Annotated in this window: 14 protein-coding genes; 7 read left to right on the top strand and 7 right to left on the bottom strand. The window is 64.6% G+C overall.

What is annotated here, in order from left to right; translation table 11 throughout:
* Window positions 1-337: 337 nt before the first annotated feature.
* The 5 genes from GQY20_RS08395 (at window position 338) to GQY20_RS08415 (ending at window position 11,213) form a co-directional block, all read left to right on the top strand.
* Complete coding sequence (locus tag GQY20_RS08395; protein WP_157216602.1) at window positions 338-4,537, top strand: beta strand repeat-containing protein; 4,200 nt, start codon at window positions 338-340, stop codon at window positions 4,535-4,537.
* 175 nt (window positions 4,538-4,712) lie between these two features.
* A complete protein-coding gene (locus tag GQY20_RS08400) occupies window positions 4,713-7,277 on the top strand; it encodes a TonB-dependent receptor (RefSeq protein ID WP_232475949.1) in 2,565 nt (854 codons plus the stop codon).
* A complete protein-coding gene (locus GQY20_RS08405; RefSeq protein WP_157216603.1) occupies window positions 7,277-8,056 on the top strand; it encodes a hypothetical protein in 780 nt (259 codons plus the stop codon). The genes GQY20_RS08400 and GQY20_RS08405 overlap by 1 nt, the downstream gene beginning before the upstream one ends.
* Window positions 8,057-8,058: 2 nt before the next feature.
* Window positions 8,059-9,621 (top strand): alkaline phosphatase D family protein, encoded by a 1,563-nt coding sequence (locus tag GQY20_RS08410; RefSeq protein ID WP_232475950.1) that lies wholly within the window; start codon window positions 8,059-8,061, stop codon window positions 9,619-9,621.
* 134 nt (window positions 9,622-9,755) lie between these two features.
* Complete coding sequence (locus GQY20_RS08415; RefSeq protein ID WP_157216605.1) at window positions 9,756-11,213, top strand: CYTH and CHAD domain-containing protein; 1,458 nt, start codon at window positions 9,756-9,758, stop codon at window positions 11,211-11,213.
* A 7-nt stretch (window positions 11,214-11,220) separates the two neighbouring features.
* Here the strand turns inward: GQY20_RS08415 and GQY20_RS08420 are convergent, their stop codons facing one another.
* The 4 genes from GQY20_RS08420 to GQY20_RS08435 form a co-directional block, all read right to left on the bottom strand.
* Entirely contained in the window at window positions 11,221-11,829 is a 609-nt protein-coding gene (locus tag GQY20_RS08420; RefSeq protein ID WP_157216606.1) for an alpha-ketoglutarate-dependent dioxygenase AlkB, read from the bottom strand.
* Between the two features lie 78 nt (window positions 11,830-11,907).
* The gene (locus GQY20_RS08425; protein ID WP_157216607.1) at window positions 11,908-12,609 is read right to left on the bottom strand and encodes a hypothetical protein; all 702 of its coding nucleotides are present in this window, start codon (window positions 12,607-12,609) and stop codon (window positions 11,908-11,910) included.
* A gap of 189 nt (window positions 12,610-12,798) precedes the next feature.
* On the bottom strand, window positions 12,799-13,782 hold the full coding sequence (locus tag GQY20_RS08430) for a cell wall hydrolase (RefSeq protein ID WP_232475951.1): 984 nt from the start codon (window positions 13,780-13,782) through the stop codon (window positions 12,799-12,801).
* A 151-nt stretch (window positions 13,783-13,933) separates the two neighbouring features.
* The gene (locus tag GQY20_RS08435; RefSeq protein ID WP_232475952.1) at window positions 13,934-14,665 is read right to left on the bottom strand and encodes an energy transducer TonB; all 732 of its coding nucleotides are present in this window, start codon (window positions 14,663-14,665) and stop codon (window positions 13,934-13,936) included.
* 58 nt (window positions 14,666-14,723) lie between these two features.
* Here GQY20_RS08435 and GQY20_RS08440 point away from each other — a divergent pair, with 58 nt between their 5' ends.
* A complete protein-coding gene (locus GQY20_RS08440; protein WP_157216610.1) occupies window positions 14,724-14,936 on the top strand; it encodes a hypothetical protein in 213 nt (70 codons plus the stop codon).
* 320 nt (window positions 14,937-15,256) lie between these two features.
* Window positions 15,257-17,701 carry a calcium-binding protein gene (locus tag GQY20_RS32805; protein WP_157216611.1) on the top strand — a complete coding sequence of 815 codons (2,445 nt, stop codon included), beginning with the start codon at window positions 15,257-15,259 and terminating at the stop codon, window positions 17,699-17,701.
* 6 nt (window positions 17,702-17,707) lie between these two features.
* Here GQY20_RS32805 and GQY20_RS08450 read toward each other — a convergent pair whose 3' ends face one another.
* The 3 genes from GQY20_RS08450 to GQY20_RS08460 form a co-directional block, all read right to left on the bottom strand.
* On the bottom strand, window positions 17,708-18,583 hold the full coding sequence (locus GQY20_RS08450; RefSeq protein WP_232475953.1) for an oxygenase MpaB family protein: 876 nt from the start codon (window positions 18,581-18,583) through the stop codon (window positions 17,708-17,710).
* 122 nt (window positions 18,584-18,705) lie between these two features.
* Complete coding sequence (locus GQY20_RS08455) at window positions 18,706-19,386, bottom strand: DUF4166 domain-containing protein (RefSeq protein ID WP_157216612.1); 681 nt, start codon at window positions 19,384-19,386, stop codon at window positions 18,706-18,708.
* A gap of 68 nt (window positions 19,387-19,454) precedes the next feature.
* Window positions 19,455-20,012, bottom strand: coding sequence for a GbsR/MarR family transcriptional regulator (locus GQY20_RS08460; protein WP_198350877.1), 558 nt, complete (start codon window positions 20,010-20,012; stop codon window positions 19,455-19,457).
* Window positions 20,013-20,113 lie beyond the last annotated feature (101 nt).

Genomic DNA, 20,113 nt, shown 5'->3' on the forward strand with positions numbered 1-20,113 from the left:
AACCATGATCGTCGCTTCGCCCTTCAACTCGCCGAGAGGCAGTCAAAGAGGAGTGGAGCGACGATAAACCTCGCCCCTCGCAGTCATAAGTTTTTATGAATATGGAACGCCGGTAATTCCGAAGCTTTTTTTGCTAAAGTCCCAACGTTTTGCCGGAATATACATAAGTATCTGTACATGTTATGGAAAACTCAAAACTGCCATTTTAGTGTAATTTTATTGATTCTAACCCAGACATACAAAATATTTCTTTATATACTTCTTTCGAATCAGTCGAAATAGGTAGCGATAGTTCGCCTGTCGTCGCAGCGCGACTGTCTGTCTGGGAGTGTATGCGATGGCGCCAATCAACGGAACAGAAGCGGGCGAGACGCTGGACGGCAGCGCCGCCGGAGACACGATCAACGGCCTGGGCGGCGATGACACGCTCAACGGGGTCGCCGGAAACGACATTCTGCACGGCGGCGATGGAAATGACGTGCTCTACGGGGCCGATGGAAACGACACGCTCTACGGCGAAGCAAACAACGACACCCTCTATGGCGGCATAGGCACCAACACGCTCTACGGCGGGGCCGGAAACGATTCCATCTCCAGCGACGGAAGCGGCGACACGATCGACGGCGGGGCTGGCGACGACACCGTCTCCCTGAACTATGGAGCGCAGATCGGCGCCACAATCCAGGGCGGTGACGGCACTGATACGCTGCATATCTATCATGCCGGCTTCGGCACCGCTTCGATCGGCGGCTTCGAGGCAATCGACTCTGTGGAAAATGTGATCGACGGGACGGCGGGCAATAACAGCCTCGACCTCTCCGGCATGATCGCCACCTCGCTCGCCACCAGCAATGCGCTCTATGTCTATACCGGCGACGGCGATGACAGCGTCACCGGCGGGACCGAAATGGATGTTCTCGAAGGTGAGACCGGCAATGATACGCTCTATGGCGGCCTAAGCAATGATCTGCTCCGTGGTGGTACCGGTACCAACGGTCTCTATGGCGGAGACGGCGATGACCAGATCTATAGCAATGGCGTGAGCGATGTAATCGATGCCGGAGCCGGCGACGATTATGTCTATTTCGACTATGGCGCGATCGTCAGCGGCACGATCAAGGGCGGCGACGGCACCGGCGACATGCTCGCCTTCTCTAACGCGACCGCGACCAACGCCGTCTTTACCGGCTTCGAACTGATCGATGGCGGGTATAATGTGCTGAACGGAACCGCCGCCGCCAACAGTCTCGACTTCTCCGCGCTCACTGCGCCTTCACTTAGCACGAGCGGAGCACTCTTTGTTTACGGCGCCGGCGGCAACGATATTCTCAAGGGCGGTACAGAGTCCGACTTCCTCTATGGCGGAACCGGCACCAATACGCTCTACGGCGGCGCCAGCGATGATATCATCTCCAGCGACGGAAGCGGCGACACGATCGACGGCGGGGCTGGCGATGACACCGTCTATCTGAACGATGCGGCCACGCTCGCCACCTCCATCCAGGGCGGTGACGGCACTGATACTCTGCATATCTACCATGCCGGCTTCGGCACCGCGTCGATCGGCGGCTTCGAAGCAATCGATGCTGGGGACAATGTGATCGACGGGACAGCGGGCAATAATAGCCTCGACCTTTCCGGCATGGTCGCCGCCTCGCTCGCCACCAGCAATGCGCTCTATGTCTATACCGGCGACGGAAACGATACGGTCACCGGTGGCACCGAGATCGACATGCTCTACGGCGAGACCGGCAACGATACGCTTTATGGGGGCCTCAGCGGCGACAGTCTCTATGGCGGCGTCGGGACCAACAGCCTCTATGGCGGCGACGGCGACGACCAGATCTTCAGTAACGGCACAAACGACATCGTAGATGGAGGAGCCGGCGACGACTATGTCCTCTTCGACTATAATGCGATCGTCAGCGGCACGATCAAGGGCGGCGATGGCACCGGCGACACGCTTGCCTTCTATAACGCGACCGCGACCAATGCCGTCTTCACCGGCTTCGAACTGATCGACGCCACGAACAATGTGCTGAACGGAACCGCAGCAGCCAACAGCATCGATCTGTCCGCACTCACCGCCACATCGCTCGCTTCCAGCGGCGTGCTCTACGTCTATGGCGGCGCAGGCAACGATATGATCAAGGGCGGCAGCGAGGTTGATACCCTCTATGGCGGAACTGGCACCAACGCGCTCTACGGCGGCGCCAGCGATGATATCATCTCCAGTGACGGAGCCGGCGACACGATCGACGGCGGGGCTGGCGACGACACCGTCTATCTGAACGATGCGGCCACGCTCGCCACCTCCATCCAGGGCGGCGACGGCACCGACACGCTGCATATCTACCATGCCGGCTTCGGCACGGCGTCGATCGGCGGCTTCGAAGCAATCGACGCTGGGGACAATGTGATCGACGGGACAGCGGGCAATAACAGCCTCGATCTTTCCGGCATGATCGACGCCTCGCTCGCCACCAGCAATGCGCTCTATGTCTATACCGGCGATGGGAATGATAAAGTCACCGGTGGCACCGAGGTCGACATTCTCTACGGCGAGAACGGCAGCGACACACTTTATGGAGGTCTCAGCGACGACAGTCTCTATGGCGGGATCGGCACCAACACCCTCTACGGCGGCGACGGCAACGACCAGATCTACAGCAATGGCGTGAGTGACCTAATCGATGGTGGGGCCGGTGACGATTATGTCCTCTTCGACTCTAACGCGATCGTCAGCGGCACGATCAAGGGCGGCGACGGCACCGGCGACACGCTTGCCTTCTATAATGCGACCGCAACGAATGCAGTCTTCACCGGCTTCGAGCTGATCGACAGTGCGAACAACGTTCTCAAAGGTTCTGCGGCCGGCGACACCATAAACTTTTCCGCGCTCACCGCGGCATCGCTCGCCACGAGCAGCATTCTTTATGTCAACGCCGGCGACGGCAACGACATAGTCACCGGCGGCACCGAACGCGACGCGCTTTCCGGCGAAAACGGAAACGACACGCTCTACGGCGGCCTGAGCGACGACATCCTCTACGGCGGCAGCGGCAATGACAGCCTGTTCGGGGGCACGGGCAACGACATGTTCGACGGCGGGGACGGCAATGACAGCCTCGTCGGCAGCGCCGGCGATGATATGTTCGATGGCGGGGCGGGCATCGATACCGTGACCTACGCTGCCGCTACCGGGGCCGTTACGGTCAACCTCGCAGACGGCACGGCTATCGGCTATGGCAATGACACCCTCGCGAATGTCGAAACGGTCATCGGCTCGGCCTATTCGGACACGCTGACCGGCGACGGCGGCGCAAATACTCTTTATGGCGGTCTCGGCAACGATCTGCTTGTCGGTGGGGACGGCAACGACATCCTCGACGGAGGCGGCGGCGTCGATACGGTGAGCTACGCCGACGCGAGCGGCGGAATTACGCTGAGCCTCATCAGCACGAGCTACCAGAATAGCGGGGGCGCCGGCAGCGACTCGATCCGCAACGTCGAGAATGTGATCGGCTCCGCCTACAACGATAGTCTGGCTGGCAATGATTTTGCCAACAGCTTGTACGGCGGCACTGGCGACGACATGCTCAACGGCGGCCTCGGCAACGACTTTCTCTATGGCGGCGACGGCATCGACACGGCAAGCTATGCCGCCGCTACCGGCGCGGTGCGGGTCAGCCTGGCGATTGCGACGGCGCAGTCGACCATCTCGGCAGGCAGCGACACGCTCTCCGGTATCGAGAACCTCACCGGCGGCGCTTATGACGACCAGCTTACCGGTGACGGCGGCAACAACATCCTCACCGGCAACGCCGGCAACGACACGCTGGTCGGCGGCGCGGGCGACGACGGGCTCTATGGGGGCGCCGGAACGGATACGGCAAGCTACGCCAGCGCCGGGGCGGGCGTAACGATCAGCCTGCTTCTCTCCGGTGCGCAGGACACCCACGGCGCGGGTTTCGATACATTCGTGTCGATCGAGAATGTCACCGGATCGGCCTATGACGATGTCATCACCGGATCGGCGCAGACCAACGTGCTCTATGGCGGCAACGGCAACGACACGATCGACGCCGGCTCCTCCAACGACACGGTGGACGGCGGCTATGGCAACGATATCCTCAAGGGCGCGGCTGGCGACGACATCCTCATCGGTAATGTCGGCACCGACACGCTCTATGGAGGGGCGGGCGCCGACAGCCTGACCGGCGGCACACAGAACGACATGTTCGTCTATCTCGCGGCCGGCGACAGCACCCTCGCTGCGAGCGATCGGATCACCGATTTCGCCAAAGGCGATATCCTGAATGTCTCCGCAATCGATGCCAACACGAAGGTGGCTGGCGACCAGGCCTTCCACCTCGTCGGCGCCTTCTCCAACAGCGGGGGCGAATATACGCTCGCCTATGACGCAGGCACCAACACCACCACCGCCCTGTTCGACACCAATGGCGACTCCAATGCCGACATGGCGATCCTGTTCACCGGCAACGTTACTGCGCTGACGAGCACCTGGCTTCTCTGATCGCAGATGCCTTTTGGGTGAGACGCCAATGAGGGCGAGAAGCGGCCGGCATGCCGCTTCCCGCCTGCCTCCATGTGTTTCCCGATTGTCGTGAAACTGCCAGAGAAGCGAAACGCCGGCGTCACCCTGATGTCATCGCGGGCTCCTATCCCGCGGCGACTTCAGGGGAAATTTCATGAATATTTCGTCTTATCCGACGCTTGCCATGCTGCTCGTGCTCGGCGGCGGCATGGCGGCAGCGCCTGCCTTCGCCGAAGACGCGGCGGCGGGCGACGACACCATCGTCGTCACCGGACAGCGCGCGCAACAGGAGCGTTCGATCGAGGCCAAGCGCGTCGCGATCGGCGTGCTCGACGTCTCTGCCGCCGACGAGATCGGCCGCCTGCCCGATCGCAACGTCGCCGAAGTGGTAGAGCGCCTGCCCGGCGTCGGCGTGACCTACGATCAGGGCGAGGGCCGCTATGTCGCGATCCGCGGCGTGCCCTCCACGCTCAACGGCTACACCATCAACGGCTTCGAGCTGGGCGCGCCGGACGGGCAGACCCGCTCGGTGCCGCTCGACATCATCTCCGGCCAGCTGCTCAACCGCGTCGAGGTCGCCAAGGTGAAGACCGCGGACCAGGATGGGCAAGGCATCGGCGGGACGATCAACCTCGTCACCCAGACCGCCTTCGACTTCAAGCAGCCCTTCGCGCTCACCGTCAACGCACAGGCCGGCTATCAGGACCTCAAGCAGAACAAGGTGCCGATCCGCGGCGACGTCTCGATCGCCAAGCGCTTCGGTGCGGACGAGCAGTTCGGCATCGTGCTCGGCGGCAGCTATTCGGACCGCACCTATACGAGCTACGGCTTCTATCCCGACGATTGGCGCCCGCTGCCCGGCTTCGCCCGCGGCGGCGCGCCGACAAACATCAAATATACCAACTACACGCTCGAGCGCGAACGCATCGGCGCCTCGGGATCGTTCGACTGGCGGCCGAACGACCGGCACCAATTCTATGTGCGCGGCATCTACAGCAAGTTCACAGAGCATGAGATCCGGCCGCGCTACCGGCTCGACTTCGCGACCGACGCTATCGTCAACGCGGGCAATCTCACGCTCAACAATGACGGGCTGACCGGCACGTCGACCGGCACGCAGAATCGTTTCGACCTGCGCCTGGACGACAAGAGCAAATCGACGCTGATGGCGATGGCGGGCGGCAAGAGCCGCTTCGGCGATCTGACGCTGGATTATGGCGCCGCGCGCGTGCACAACCGCGTGACCGACGAATATCCGCTATGGCAGTTCCGCTGCAATCCGGGAACCGTCGACTTCGACTTTAGCAATACGCTCTACACCGCGACGCCCCGGACGCCCTGTACGGCGAGCAAGGTGAAGTTCAACCAGTACAGCTATTTCAACCAGCGCGGCACGGAGAATATCTGGCAGGGCCGGATCGACGCGACCTGGAAGCTCAATGGTATCGGCACCGACAGCGTGCTGCGCTTCGGCGCGAAATATCGCGACAGTGGCCGCCGCTTCGATCAGGACAATGACGTGTGGGGCGCGGGATCGAGCGCGCTGACGCTGGATCAGTTCGGCCTGCAAGGGAAGGATTATATCGTCTCCCCGAGCGACGGCAGCCGCTATCTCAACGGCCCGACGATCGATCCCGCGGCGATCCAGGCCTTCACGCAGCAATATCTGAACAGCGCCTATTTCAAGAAGAATGTCGCGACCAGCCTCGCCAACGACACGCTCAGCGACTTCGACCTGCACGAGAAGGTGAGCGCCGCCTATGGCGAGGCGAACCTGGATTTCGGCGCGGTTTCGCTGACGGCGGGCCTGCGCTACGAATATACCCGGCTCAACGTACAGGGCTTCCAGCTGCAGGACGGCACCATGATCGTGCCCGTGCGCAGCCGCACCCATTATGGCAATGTGCTCCCGAGCCTGATCGTCAAGATCGCGCCCTCCGACGACACCATCTTCCGGCTCGCCTATACGCGCAGCCTCGGCCGGCCCGAATATAGCGACCTTTCGCCGGGCGGATCGCTGAGCACCGCCGACGACACGCTGTCGCTCGGCAATCCTGGGCTCAAGCCCTATATCTCGGACAATCTCGACGCGACAGCCGAATGGTATTTCGCGAAGGGCGGCCTGCTGAGCGTCGGCGTGTTCGCCAAGTTCATCAAGAACCCGATCTTCAGCCGGACGACGATCCTGACCGACACGAATTATAATGGCGAGCATTTCGACACGCTGGAAGTGACCCAGCCATTCAACGCGAAGAAGGGCGACATCGTCGGCATCGAGGCCCAATATCAGCAGCAGTTCACCTTCCTGCCCGGCCTGCTTTCCGGCTTCGGCATCTCGCTGACCGGCACGCTGACCAATTCGACCCTGAAGCTGACGGACGGACGGACCTCGACCTTCCCCAGCCAGTCCAAATATCTCTACGGCGCCGAGCTCTTCTACCAGAAGGGCCCGTTCGAAGCCTCGATCGCCTATCACAATACCGGCAAGGCACTGCTCGCAGTGGGCGACGTCTGGTATAACGACCAGTACAACAACGACCTGCGCCGGCTCGACGCCAAGGCCAGCGTGGCGGTGTGGAAGGATATGCGCGTGTTCTTCGAGGCGCAGAACCTGACCGACGAGCCGACCCGCCAATATCAGGGCGGCAACACCAACTGGATCATCCAGACCGAACGCTATGGCCGTACCTTCTACGGCGGCGTCTCGGCAAAGTTCTGATGATCGCGCTCCTCACCGCCGCAGCCGCCATCCTCTCGCTCCAGGCGAGCGAGGTGCGCCGGCTGCCGGCACCGGATGCAGAGCAGGGTGTCGCATCCGACGGGCGCTATCTCTATGCCGTCTCCAATCGCGTGATCGCCAAGCTCGATGCCAAAAGCGGCAGGCAGGTCGCGCGCTGGGAGGGCGATGCGGCGCATTTCAAGCATATGAACAGCTGCACCGCCGAGGCGGGCACGCTGATCTGCGCCGCGTCCAACTATCCCGACGTGCCGATGCAGAGCCGCATCGAACGGTTCGACGCGCGGCGGCTCACCCATCTTTCCACCCAGCATCTCGGCCATGGCCATGGATCCCTCACCTGGGCGATGCGCCATGACGGAAGCTGGTGGGCCTGCTTTGCCAATTACGACAATCGCGGCGGAGAGCCGGGACGCGATCACCGCTTCACCACCCTCGTCCGCTACGACGAGGATTGGCGCGAGCAGGCACAGTGGCGTTTTCCCGACACCGTGCTGGATCGCATGGCGCCGAAGAGCGCCTCCGGCGGCGTCTGGGGCGAGGACGGCCTCCTCTACGTGACCGGACATGACCGACCCGAGCTTTATGTGCTGCGCGCGCCGCCCGGCGGCGGCACGCTGGAGCTGGTCGCGATCGTCGCCATTCCGACCGAGGGCCAGGCGATCGCCTGGGACGCGCGCGACGCGCGACTGCTCTGGTCGATCGAGCGCAAGACCAGGGAGCTGGTCGCCAGCCGCATTCCCCCAATCGAAGGACGATGACGATGCCGCTCTTCAGCCGACGCCAGTGGCTTGCCGGCGCGATCGCCGCGCCGACCCTGCTCAGCATCGGCGCGAGGGCGGGTTCGGCATCGGCGGAAGGCCCCTTCACGCTCGGCGTCGCCTCGGGCGATCCCGAGCCGGACGGGATCGTGTTGTGGACGCGGCTCGCGCCCAGGCCGCTGGAAGGCGATGGCGGCATGCCGCCGCACGAGGTGCCGGTGCGCTGGGAAGTGGCAGAGGACGAGCGCTTCGCCCGGCTGGTGCGCTTCGGCGACGCGCGAGCCGAGGCGCGTTGGGGCCATTCAGTGCATGTCGAAGTGACCGGTCTCGCGCCCGGCCGTCCTTATTATTACCGATTCATCGCGCAGGGCATCGCCAGCCCGGTCGGCCGCACGCGCACCGCGCCGGCGCCGGGCGCAGCCGTCGACCGCCTGCGCATCTGCTACGGATCCTGCCAGAAATATGAGGTCGGCTATTATGCCGCCTGGCGCCACGCGGTGGAGGAGGATCCGGACCTGATCCTGTTCCTCGGCGACTATATCTACGAAGGCGCCCCCTCCCCCGGCGGCGTGCGCATGCATCTCAACCCCGAGCCGATGGATCTGGCGGGCTACCGCGTCCGCTACGCGACCTACAAGCTCGATGCCTTGTTGCAGGCCGCGCACGCCACGGCCCCCTGGGCCGTGACGTGGGACGATCATGAGGTCGCCAACGATTACGCCAACGACCTCGACGAGAATAATGGCGAGCGCGCGCCTTTCCTGCTGCGCCGCGCCGCCGCCTACCAGGCCTATTGGGAGCATATGCCGCTGCGGCGCCGGTCGCGTCCCCATGGCGCGGCGATGCAGCTTTATCGCACGCTCGACTGGGGCAGGCTCGCGCAGTTCCAGATCATCGACGATCGACAATTCCGCTCCGGCCATCCCTGCCAGCCTGCCGACCTGCTGCCCGCCCACAAGAAATATCTGCCGCTGGTGCCCGACTGCGCCGAACGCCACGATCCCCGCCGCACCATCCTCGGCAGTACCCAGGAAGACTGGCTGCACCGGGCGCTGGGCAGCAGCCGGGCGCAGTGGAATCTGCTGTCCCAGCAGACGCTGATGACGTCCTATGCGCGGCTGGATGCGGATCATCCGGACGAGGGCGCCAGGCTCTATTCGGCGGACACATGGGGCGGCTATCCGGCTGCGCGCGAACGCATCCTGCGCCGCTGGCGCGATGCGCACACGCCCAACCCGCTGGTGCTGAGCGGCGACATCCACGCCTTCGCCGCCTCCGACATGGCCGATCCCGACGACGACAAGCGCATCCTCGCCTCCGAATTCGTCGGGGGATCGATCACCTCCCTGTTCCATGACGCGACGTTCAAGCGCAGCACCTTGCTGAACCCCGGATTCCGTTTCGCGGAGAATGAGATAAAGGGCTATGGCCGCATCGACCTGACGCCCGGCCGCTGCGATGTGGCATTCCGCGGGCTCGCCGATGCCCGCGACGTGAACTCCGCCATCTCGACGATCGCTTCCTTCGTCGTGGAAGCCGGCCGGCCCGGCATGGTTGCGGCTTGATAACGCTATTGCAATGATCCTGCGGACAGCATGACCCACGTGGCGCAGGAGACTCCGCTCCGTTATGAACAGCCGGTGGTTTCAAGCGTGAACGACCCTAGTCCTATGCCGACAAAGGGAGGAAGCGGAAAAGCGTGGCGCAGGAAGTGGAACTGAAGCTGGAGCTGACGCCGGCAGCGGCGGACGCGCTCGAACGGTCCGGCCTGCTGCCGGGCATGCCGCAGATCGTTCGGCAAAGGTCGGTCTATTTCGATACGCCCGATCATGCGCTGTCGGAAGAAGGCATGACGCTGCGCATCCGCCATGTCGGGCGCAAGCGCGTCCAGACGGTGAAAGCGGAAGGCGGCAGCGCGGCGGGCCTCTTTGCCCGGCCGGAGTGGGAGTTCGGCGTCAAAAGCGATACGCCCGTCCTGGACGAGCGGACGCCGATCCGCGCGCTGTTCGGCGCGGCGGCGGACACGATCGTGCCGCTGTTCGAAGTGTCTGTGGAACGGCGGACCTGGATCGTCGAACGCGAGGGCGCGAAGATCGAGCTGGTGCTCGACCGCGGCGAAGCGAACGCCGGGGAGCGCAGTTCGCCCATCTGCGAGCTCGAGCTGGAGCAGAAACATGGCAAGCCCGACGCCCTGTTCGCGCTCGCCCGCCATATCGATGCGCACCTGCCGGTGCATCTCGGCGTGCTCACCAAATCGGAACGCGGCTTTCGCCTGCTGAAGTCGGCCAAGGCAGCGGTGAAGACCGGCCCGGTCGCGTTGAAGCCCGACCTGGATGCAGCGCACGCCTTCCAGCACATCGCGCAATCCTGTCTCCGCCAATTTCGCCTGAACGAAGCGCTGCTGTTCGAACAGCACGATCCGAACGCGCTGCACCAGGCACGGGTGGCGCTGCGCCGGCTACGCTCGGCCTTCACCATCCACAAGGAAATGCTCGGCGACCTCCGCTTTGGCCGGTTGCGCGAGGAGACGCGCTGGCTGGCACTCGCGCTGGCCGACGCACGCAGCATCGACGTGCTCATCGAACAGAATGAGGATCCGGAGCTGAGCACCCGCCTGCTCGCCGCACGCGATCAGGCTTATCATGCCGCCGAGACCGCGCTGCATTCGGAACGCGCCCGCACGCTGATGCTCGATCTGGTCGAGTGGATCGCGCTCGGGGACTGGCTGCGGCAGCCCCTGTTCAAGGAAATGCGCGAGCAGCCGGCCCCCCTCTTCGCGGCGGCCGCGCTCGACCGCTTCCGCGGCAAGGTGAAGAAATCGGGCAAGGACCTGGCGGGGCTGGACGACGAAGCCCGCCACGAATTGCGCAAGGCCGCGAAGAAGCTGCGCTACGCATCGGAATTCTTCCATGCGCTGTTCGACGGCAAGCGTGCGAAGCGACGCTACAAGCGGTTCATCTCCACGCTGGAGGAGCTGCAGGACCGGCTCGGCGCGCTGAACGACATGGCGACAGCCCCCGAACTGCTCGATCGGCTCGGCCTCGCCGACGCGCCGGGCGCGGCGCCGCTGATCGGCACCAGGCACAAGCGCAAGCTGCTCGACACCGCGGCGGACGCGCATGACGCGCTGCTGGATTGCAAGCGCTTCTGGCGCTGATCAACTCCTATCGCCTGGCCAAGCCATGATCGGCCAGGCTGCGGAAGGTGATCGACCAGCGCGGCTCGGCGAGGGGGGCGATGCTGTGCTCCCAATCGCGACGCACTTCGCCGGAAAGCAGATAGGCGGCGCGCGGCACGAGAAGCGCCGCGGCACGATCGAACCCGGCTGCCGTCCGCCGCCTCAACCGCAGCGTCGCCGGATGACCGAGCGAGATGCCGACGACGCGGTCGAAAACCGGCCGGTCGCGATGCCAGCCGATGCCCGCGCCCGGATCGTAGCGGATCAGCAGGGCCTGAACGAGCGCATCGGGCGCCAGCCCCGCAAAAGCCGCGGCGCGCAGCCGGATCGGCTCCAGCCAGTCGGGAATCGGCTCGGCAGCCTCGAACCGGCCGCGATCGAAGTCATAGGACCAGCCGAAGGAGGCGGTGAGCCGCTTGCCGAGCCAACCCTGGAAACGGAAAGGCGCAAGGCCGGCCGCGTCGATCGCGGCGATCAGGGCGTTCTCCTCTTCCGGCGCGATGAGCGCATCCCGTTGTACGAGGCCGGGGACGGCTGGCGGTGGAGCGAGGAAATCGAATGGAAAAAGAGTGGGATCGGGGGACGCGAGCGACATGGCCGCCATATGGGAACCATGCCGCCCGAGCGCCAGGCGCCCCTCCTTCCGCACAAGCGCAAGGAGGAAGCGTCGCTGTCAGGTCTTGGGCGTTTGCTCGCTGCTCGTCTTGATGACGGCCGGCGCGGGAGCCGCGGGCGCGACCGGGGCCGTCAGCACCGCAGGAGCGGCAGCCGCGGGGGCGCCAGGCACCGCCGGGGCGGAACCGAGCGCCACCGGCAGCATGTTGGTGGTGAACGCCTTATATTCGGTGCCCTGTGCGACCACCGCACTGCGGCCGGTAACGAACGCGCCGAAGACCCCTACCGCGACCACGGCTCCCACCGTCGCACCGGTATTGCCCTGCCCCTCGATGCGGTAATGGCCGGTCACGGGGATGGTGCGGCCGTTGAGCTCGATGCCGACGACGTCGAACTCCATCTTCGCCGACTTGCCGAACGCGCCCTTGCCGGTGCGATAGCTGATCTGGCCATAGCCTTTGGTGCCGCGCGGGATCACGATATAATCCCCGAGCATCACGTCGCGCGCGACGGTCATCTCAAACTTCTCGCCCTGTTTGACGCGCTTGGAATTCACCTCGGCGTTGGGGCTCAGCCAGACTTCCGTGTTGGCCGGAAGGCCGACGCTGTTTTCGATCGACGGGCGCGGCACCGCCACTACGGGCGCGACGGTCGATGGCGCCACGGCCACGGGCGCATCAACGGGTTGAACCGGCTGTGCTTGGAGCACGGCAGTGCTCATCAGCGCGGCGCCGAGCGCCGCTGCCTTGCAAATTTTCATGAAAGACCCCCTGTAAGATGTCGCTGAAAGCGACAGCATAGCTCCAAGCCTATTTCCGGGATCGACGCAAGCGATGTTGCGGCAAACCGAATGATCCAAATTGAAGCTATTCGAGGCACTTGGCGCACCGCCTCGCGGCGGCGGTACAAGGGAGATGCCCTGTCCCGGCGGCACAGCCGGCAGGGCTGCTCAGCTCGGATCGGCGGCGATGTGCGTTGCGACGCCCGCCTCCGGAGCCGGATCGGCGGTGGCGCCATAGTGGATGCGCACGCTGGCCGAGACCATCGTCCGCTTCGGCGCAGGCGGCCCATCCGGTGCGGGAACAGCCGCGGGGTCGGTCGCGTCGGCAATGCTGATATGCCTGGCGGAGTCCGCGCCATCGCGGAACACCCGAACGCCGTTTTCGATCGACATGCTCGTCGCACCGGACGCATCCGCGCCGACGGACGCCAGGGCCGGATCCTTGCCCGGCTCGCTGCCGGAATAATCCTGACGGAAGGCGAGCGCGCGCTCCAGCCTGCCGCTCCAGCGATAGAAGATATGCGCGCCGACCGTGACGATGCGTGTCAGGCTGGGCGCCCACCAGGGTGAGACCGCAGTCGTGTGATAGAAGGTCGCCGAACCGACCGGCTCATAGACGCTGCCGTCGAGCGCGGCTTGTGCGACGGCCAGGGCACGGCGCCAGGCGATGCCGATAGGCGCATAAGTGCGCGATCCATCGCAGGTGAAGCTGAACTGGCATCCGGTCGCGCGCTGCGACCCTTGATAGACCACGCCGCAAACGCTGTGGGGGAAGGCACGATCGCGCACCCGGTTGAGCACCACCTGGGCGACGGCGCGCTGCCCTTCGATCGGCTCCGAACGGGCTTCGTAATAGACCGCCTCTGCCAGGCAATGGAGCGCGCGATCGGCGTCGTCGCTGGTCTGCGCATTGTTGACGAAGGGCGGCGCGGCGCCGGTCAGCGCGGCGAGCTTGCTTTCCGGCTCCTCGGCCGCGGCAACTGCGGCGGCCACATCCTTCGGCACGTCGAGCTCAAGCTTCTTGAGCAACGGTGCGGCCTGCAAGACGGGATCCGCGCCTTTGGTCAGCGCGGCGCGATCCGGCGCCACGCACGATGCGGTCAGCAGCAGCGCCGCAACGCCCAGCCCATGTCGCCTCTTCAGGATACCCATCCGCCCCATGGCAGCGGGAATTAACCGCGAGAGGTTATGAAGGGCTTAACTACGCCCCGGTTCGATTTGGAAAAATCCCAAGCGAGTTACTGGAACAAGCCTTTGTGATCGCGTCGTTATGCAGGCAACCACTCCTCATCCGCACGATGCCCTAAGGATCCCGCGAGGAATCGGAGGACGGTGCGAACCCCCTCTCGACCGCCCAGCTATGGTCCTCGATCACGTAGGATCGCACCGGGCGGCCCGAGGCATCCAGGCTCGGGCGGTAGCGGAAACGCTCGCGGATCAGGCGGCAGGTGGTCTGATCGAGATCGGCATTTCCACTGGAACCGGTGACGACGCATTCGCCGACGCGACCGTCCGTCTCCACGCTGAAGCGCACCATCACCGTGCCACCGGCACCGGCAAGCGCCGCGCCGCGGGGATAATCCGAATCCTTGATCCGGCCTTTGATCTGACGCGGCGGGGTATCGTCCCCGCCCTCGCCATCTCCCGAACCGCCGGCGCCAGTGCCCGTCCCCTGCCCGCCCGCCCCGGTGCCGGGGCCCGGGCGGAGCGCGGCACCGGCAGAGGGGTCACTGCCGCGGCCTGCGACCGGGGCGGCAATCACCGGCGGCGGCGCAGGCAGCGGCACGACCGGTGGCTTTGCGACGATCTCCGTGGCACGGGATTTTCGATTGGGCGGCGCGGCGGCGCCCCTGGGCTTGTGGCTTTCGGTCTTGCGCGGGACCGTAGGTGGCGGCGGCGGCGGTGGCCGATCCGGCAGGATGTCGAACAGCTTCAACGCATCCTCATGCTTGACCGGCATGCCGACCGTCAGCCCGACGAGCAGCGCATAGCCGAGCAGCCCCTGCAGCAGGGCCGCGCCCACCGCACCCGTCATCTTTTCGCCTGTCGTCCGATCCAATGCCATGACCACATGCCTCAGGGCCGAGATAGGCATGCGAACGCTTGCCCGCCAGATATGGGTGCATCGGCCCGATGCGAGGGCGGGCGAGTTCACCCTCGCTCATGATGCAGGCAGCACCACCACCGCGCTGTTCGTCGCCAACGGCGCTACCACTGCAGGCAAGACTGTGATGGCGCTCACATTGGCCGGGCTCGCGTGCGACTATATTCTCGGTCAAGTTCCGAATCCGGAAAGATCGGCATAGATCGAATGGCCTGTCATCGAAGCTCATGGAATGGCTTATTCAAAAGCCGGAGACGCATTTTCGATCGGCATTCGATACGCAACCGATCCAATCCCCGGTTTTCGGCTTGGCCTCAGCCGATCACTTAGAAGATATTCTGAACAATTCATGCCAAAATATGAACAATATTTCGCACTACAACGCACCATATTCGGACCATCCGACGGAATCCGGGGGAACCCACAGAAGGGGTGCGGATCAACCGGCCAGCATGACCAAGTTCGGTCGCCAGAAAAGATAATCAATCACCGTATCCGAACATTTCCGATGGGAGATATGTGATGGCTATCAACTACTTCTTCTCAGGCAGCCCCCTGACAGGCTCGGCAAATGACGACGTACTCGCCGATATCGGTCAGTATAATGGCGGGCCGAACAGCATCTATGCCTATGGCGGCGACGATCTGGTCATGGGCGATATCGGCTTTCATTACGAACTGACTTCGTCGACCTCGAACGCCTCGATCGCCACGGCGATCAGCCTGGAGATAGCGAGCATCTGGTCTACGGACGAGAATCCCCTGGTTGCGAACTCCAGCATCCCGCATGCGACAGCGATGGTCGAAGCGACGGCCGGCGAAAGCGAATATTTCTCGGTCGCGGTGGGCGCCGGCCAGACGCTGACGGTAGATATCGATTTCGGCTCCGGATCCGCGATCGGCACCAATGTCGATACGATCGTCGAGATCCGGGACGGCTCCGGCACGATACTCGCTTCGAGCGACGACAGCTCGGTCGATCTCGGCGGGGCGGGATCCGCTTCCGGCCTGGATTCCTACCTGACCTTCGTCGCGCCGACGTCCGGGACCTATTACATCAACGTCCGCCCCTTTGGCGGCTCGACCTTCGCGGGCGGAGAGACCTTCGTTCTCAACACGTCGGTGACCAATCATTCGACCTTTAGCGCCGCGCCGGTCGGCGCCGACACCATCTATGGCGGCGACGGTGACGACAGCCTGTTCGGCGTGGCGGGCAACGACTATGTCTCCGGCGACCTCGGCAACGATACGCTGAATGGCGGATCGGGCGACGATACCCTCTATGGCGGCGACGGCAACGACATCGTCGAAGGCGGCGCGGGCAACGATCTGATGCAGGGCAATGCCGGTACCGACACCGCGAGCTATGCCTATGCGGCCGCGAAGGTCAGCGTCAACCTGGGGGTCAACACCGCGCAGAATACCGGGGGCGCGGGCACGGATACTTTGTCCGGCTTCGAAAATCTCACCGGCTCTGCCTTCAACGACACGCTGAATGGCGACGGCGGGAACAATCTCATCGACGGCCGGGATGGCAATGACCTGATCGACGGCGGCCTCGGCGACGACGTCCTCTATGGCGGCAATGGTATCAACACGGTCAGCTATGGCTCCGCGACCAGCGCCGTGACGGTCGATCTCAACCAGCTCGGCACGACGCAGAATACGGGCGGCTCCGGAAACGACTATCTCTGGCTTTTCCAGAACGTCACGGGATCCAACTATAATGACGTGCTGACCGGCGACGGCAATGACAACACGCTGACCGGCGGCAACGGGAACGATACGCTGGTCGGCGGCGCGGGCAATGACAAGCTGGATGGCGGTACCGGGGTCGACACCGCCGATTATTCGGCCACGGCATCGGCCGTCACGGTGAACCTGCTCAACCATTCGGTGCAGAATACGGTGGGCGCCGGCAACGACCAACTCGTCAGCATCGAGAATGTGATCGGCTCCGCCTATGACGACACGCTGACCGGCAACGAGTTCGCCAACGCCCTCTATGGCGGCGACGGCAACGACATTCTCAACGGCGGCCTGGGCAACGACACGCTCGACGGCGGGCTGGGCATCGACACGGCCAGCTATGCGACGGCGACGGGCGCTGTTCGGGTCAGCCTGGCGATTGCGACCGCCCAATCCACGATCTCCGCGGGCACGGACACGCTGCACGGCATCGAGAATCTGACCGGCGGCGCCTATGACGACCAGCTGACCGGCGATGCCAACAACAACGTCCTCACCGGCAACGCCGGCAACGACACGCTCGTCGGCGGGCTCGGCGACGATACGCTGAACGGCGGCGCGGGCCTCGACATGGCGAGCTACGCGTCGGCGGCAACGGCTGTAACCGTGAACCTGTCGCTCGCCGGCGCGCAGGCGACCGGCGGTGGCGGCAACGACACGCTGATCTCGATCGAGAATGTGACCGGATCGGCCTATGGCGACGTGCTGACCGGATCCGCCCAGGCGAACAGCATCTATGGCGGCAACGGCAACGACATCATCGATGCCGGCTCCTCCAACGATACGGTCGACGGCGGCTATGGCAATGACGTGATCAAGGGCGCGGGCGGTGACGACGTCCTGATCGGCGGCGTCGGCAGCGACACCATCACGGGCGGTGCCGGCGCGGATACGCTGACCGGAGGAACCCAGGCCGACACCTTCGTCTACCTCGCGGTGGGCGACAGCGCGCCTGCCACGGCCGACCGGATCACCGATTTCGCCGCGGGCGACATTCTCGACCTCGGCGCGATCGATGCCAACACCAAGATCGGCGGCAACCAGGCCTTCGTGCAGGCTTCGGCCTTCACCCATGCCGCCGGCGAATTCACGGTCAGCTACGATGCCGGCACGAACACCACGACGGCGCTGTTCGATACCAACGGCGACGCCAATGCGGACATGGCCATCCTCTTCACCGGCAACGTGACCGCGTTGACGGGAAGCTGGGTGCTCTGACCGGGATCAGCTGAAGGCCCAGCGCAGCGTTCGGGCGAGCCCCGACGCTGCGCTGCGCACGATCGGGCGGCCGAGCGTCAGATCGGGCAGGCCATGCATCTCCCGCGCCCAGCGTGGCAGCAGATCCACGGCAGCCCGAAAGAGGATGCGCTGCGCCGGCTCGGCGGAAAGCTTGCGTGCCGGCGTGCCGAGCAGAAGCTGAACCACCTCCTGCGTGCGCGCGTCGCTGACCAGTTCGCCCCGCATCGATGTCATCAAGGCTTCCGCCTCGGCGCGGCTCCGCGGCACCGGATCGGCGCCGAGCGCGTGGGCGATCACCGCAATCTCCGCGAAATAGCGATCCTGGTCGGCGGCCGGCATGGCCGGTTCGCCATAGCGGATCCAGCCATCGAGGAAGCTCACCGCTTCGGTGACGTGCACCCAGGCAAGCAGGCGCGGATCGTTTGCCGCATAGGCTCGCCCGTCCGGCAGCGTGCCGCGCACATGCTCATGGATCGCCCGCACCTGCGCGATTGCCGCCTCCGCCTCCTCGCGCCCGCCATAGGTGGTGAGCGCGATGAAACGGGCGGTGCGGCGCAGCCGGCCGAGCATGTCGTGCCGGAACCGGCTATGATCCCAGACACCGGCCAGCACCGCGGGATGCAGCATCTGCAGGAGCAGGGCCGCGACGCCGCCGATCATCATGGTCGCGACGTCGCCATGCACGCGCCAGATCACCGAAGACGACCCGAACAGGCCGTCCTCGCGCCGGACGACCGGCCTTTCTCCCCGCGCGCGATCGTTGAACGTGTCGCGCACCTCCTCGACCAGCCGATGCTTGATGGCCCGGGCGACGCCCAATTGCGGCAGCGACGGCATCATGCGTCCCAGGCGTTCGGTCATGCTCGTCTCGCTCATGGTCCTACCTACGCCCTTGCCGTGGCTGCGTTCCAAGGGGCACCGTTGCGACTGCACCATCCGGATGCCCGCCTGCGACCGAGATTTCGGGAATGTCCGTCATGGCTTCATCTCCCGCCAGGTTGAAGAGGCTGGTCGCGGAACAGGCAGGTCTGGCGGATGAGTTCGCCGAACAGCGGATGGCAGAGCAGCAGCCGGAAGGCGAAGCGGCCGTCGCCGCGATCCTCATGACTGATCGTCAGCCTGCCTGGGCCGAGCCAGGCGGGGATGCGCAGACGCAGCCTCCCCGCGCCTACGAAATAATGATCGCTATGGAAATGCAGCGCGCTTTCGTCCGCGCTCACCCGCAAAGCGATGCCGCAGCCGAAACCGAGATATTCCTCGAGGCCGGTGCACCCGGCGAAGCGCTTGCTGCTGTGGATCACCTGCGGGAAACCGCGGATGCGCCCGTAGAGCCGCGTCCAGAACTGGCCGCCGCGCGCCGCATCCTCGGTGACGCTCACCACCGCCGGCACGCCGATGTCGCAACCGAGCGGCAGCGGCGCTCCGATCAGCCGGCCGAACTGGGCGAGCAGCCACCCGAGCCGGCTCATGCGGCATTCCGCCACTTCTCCGACATAGGTCACGGCCGCGCCGCCAGCCAGCCGCTTGCTGAAACGGGCACGCACTGCTGCCGGCAATACGGCCCATGCCCCGGCGCCGAGCAGTGTGCGGAAGCGCAGATCGACGAGCGCGGCCTCGCCGGCCCGGCCTTCCCCGGCAGCGATGCTTTCGATTGGCTGTGCCATGTGCCTGTCCCCTGTCTTTGGTATATCCAGTTATTTCTGCAGAAAGAGAAATCACTGCACAAAAAGCGTCAGTCTTTTCCGTCTTTGTCCGCGCCCTTCTTGCCGCGGCCGAAGCTGAGCAGGTTGACGACGCGCGAACCGAGCTTGATGAGCGCCATGATCTTGTTCGGCGGCACCGCCAGCATCTGATCGTACCAATCGTCGAGCGTGGCGACGAAGCCTTGCATGGCGCGCAGCCGATCGCGCGCCACCCGGCTGACGCGGGGATCGTCCTCCGCCGCATCGACGACGTGGCGGAGCGCAGCGACGGCGGGATCGATCTCGCGCTGCTTGCGGCCCTGCGCGATGCGCGTGGCCATCTGCCACAGATCGGTTTCCGCCTCATAATGATCCCGCCGGTCGCCGAGCACGGGCACGCGCCGGATCAGCTTCCAGCCCAGAAGCTCGCGAATGCTGTTCGACACGTTGGACCGCGCCATGCCGAGCGCATCGGCAATATCCTCCGCGGTAATCGGCCGCTCGGCGAGATAGAGCAGCGCATGGATCTGCGCGACGGAACGGTTCACGCCCCACTGCCCGCCCAGATCGCCCCACCGGAGGACGAACTGCTCGACCGCGGGTGCCATGCGCTGCTTATCTACTGTTATTTCTGTCATGACAGAAATATATGACAATCACGAAACGGGGTCAAGCTGCCTGCGCCATCCGAGCGCAAGCTTGCACGATG

The organism is Flavisphingomonas formosensis, assembly GCF_009755815.1.
GTDB classification, from domain to species: domain Bacteria; phylum Pseudomonadota; class Alphaproteobacteria; order Sphingomonadales; family Sphingomonadaceae; genus Flavisphingomonas; species Flavisphingomonas formosensis.

Excerpts from the sequence above, each read along its gene's own strand:
- GQY20_RS08455 (WP_157216612.1), bottom strand. The coding sequence starts at position 19,386 with ATGGCACAGCCAATCGAAAGCATCGCTGCCGGGGAAGGCCGGGCCGGC.
- GQY20_RS08395 (WP_157216602.1), top strand. The coding sequence starts at position 338 with ATGGCGCCAATCAACGGAACAGAAGCGGGCGAGACGCTGGACGGCAGC.
- GQY20_RS08430 (WP_232475951.1), bottom strand. The coding sequence starts at position 13,782 with ATGGGTATCCTGAAGAGGCGACATGGGCTGGGCGTTGCGGCGCTGCTG.
- GQY20_RS08440 (WP_157216610.1), top strand. The coding sequence starts at position 14,724 with ATGCGAACGCTTGCCCGCCAGATATGGGTGCATCGGCCCGATGCGAGG.
- GQY20_RS08460 (WP_198350877.1), bottom strand. The coding sequence starts at position 20,012 with ATGGCACCCGCGGTCGAGCAGTTCGTCCTCCGGTGGGGCGATCTGGGC.
- GQY20_RS32805 (WP_157216611.1), top strand. The coding sequence starts at position 15,257 with ATGGCTATCAACTACTTCTTCTCAGGCAGCCCCCTGACAGGCTCGGCA.
- GQY20_RS08435 (WP_232475952.1), bottom strand. The coding sequence starts at position 14,665 with ATGACGGGTGCGGTGGGCGCGGCCCTGCTGCAGGGGCTGCTCGGCTAT.
- GQY20_RS08450 (WP_232475953.1), bottom strand. The coding sequence starts at position 18,583 with ATGACCGAACGCCTGGGACGCATGATGCCGTCGCTGCCGCAATTGGGC.
- GQY20_RS08405 (WP_157216603.1), top strand. The coding sequence starts at position 7,277 with ATGATCGCGCTCCTCACCGCCGCAGCCGCCATCCTCTCGCTCCAGGCG.
- GQY20_RS08420 (WP_157216606.1), bottom strand. The coding sequence starts at position 11,829 with ATGTCGCTCGCGTCCCCCGATCCCACTCTTTTTCCATTCGATTTCCTC.
- GQY20_RS08425 (WP_157216607.1), bottom strand. The coding sequence starts at position 12,609 with ATGAAAATTTGCAAGGCAGCGGCGCTCGGCGCCGCGCTGATGAGCACT.
- GQY20_RS08400 (WP_232475949.1), top strand. The coding sequence starts at position 4,713 with ATGAATATTTCGTCTTATCCGACGCTTGCCATGCTGCTCGTGCTCGGC.
- GQY20_RS08410 (WP_232475950.1), top strand. The coding sequence starts at position 8,059 with ATGCCGCTCTTCAGCCGACGCCAGTGGCTTGCCGGCGCGATCGCCGCG.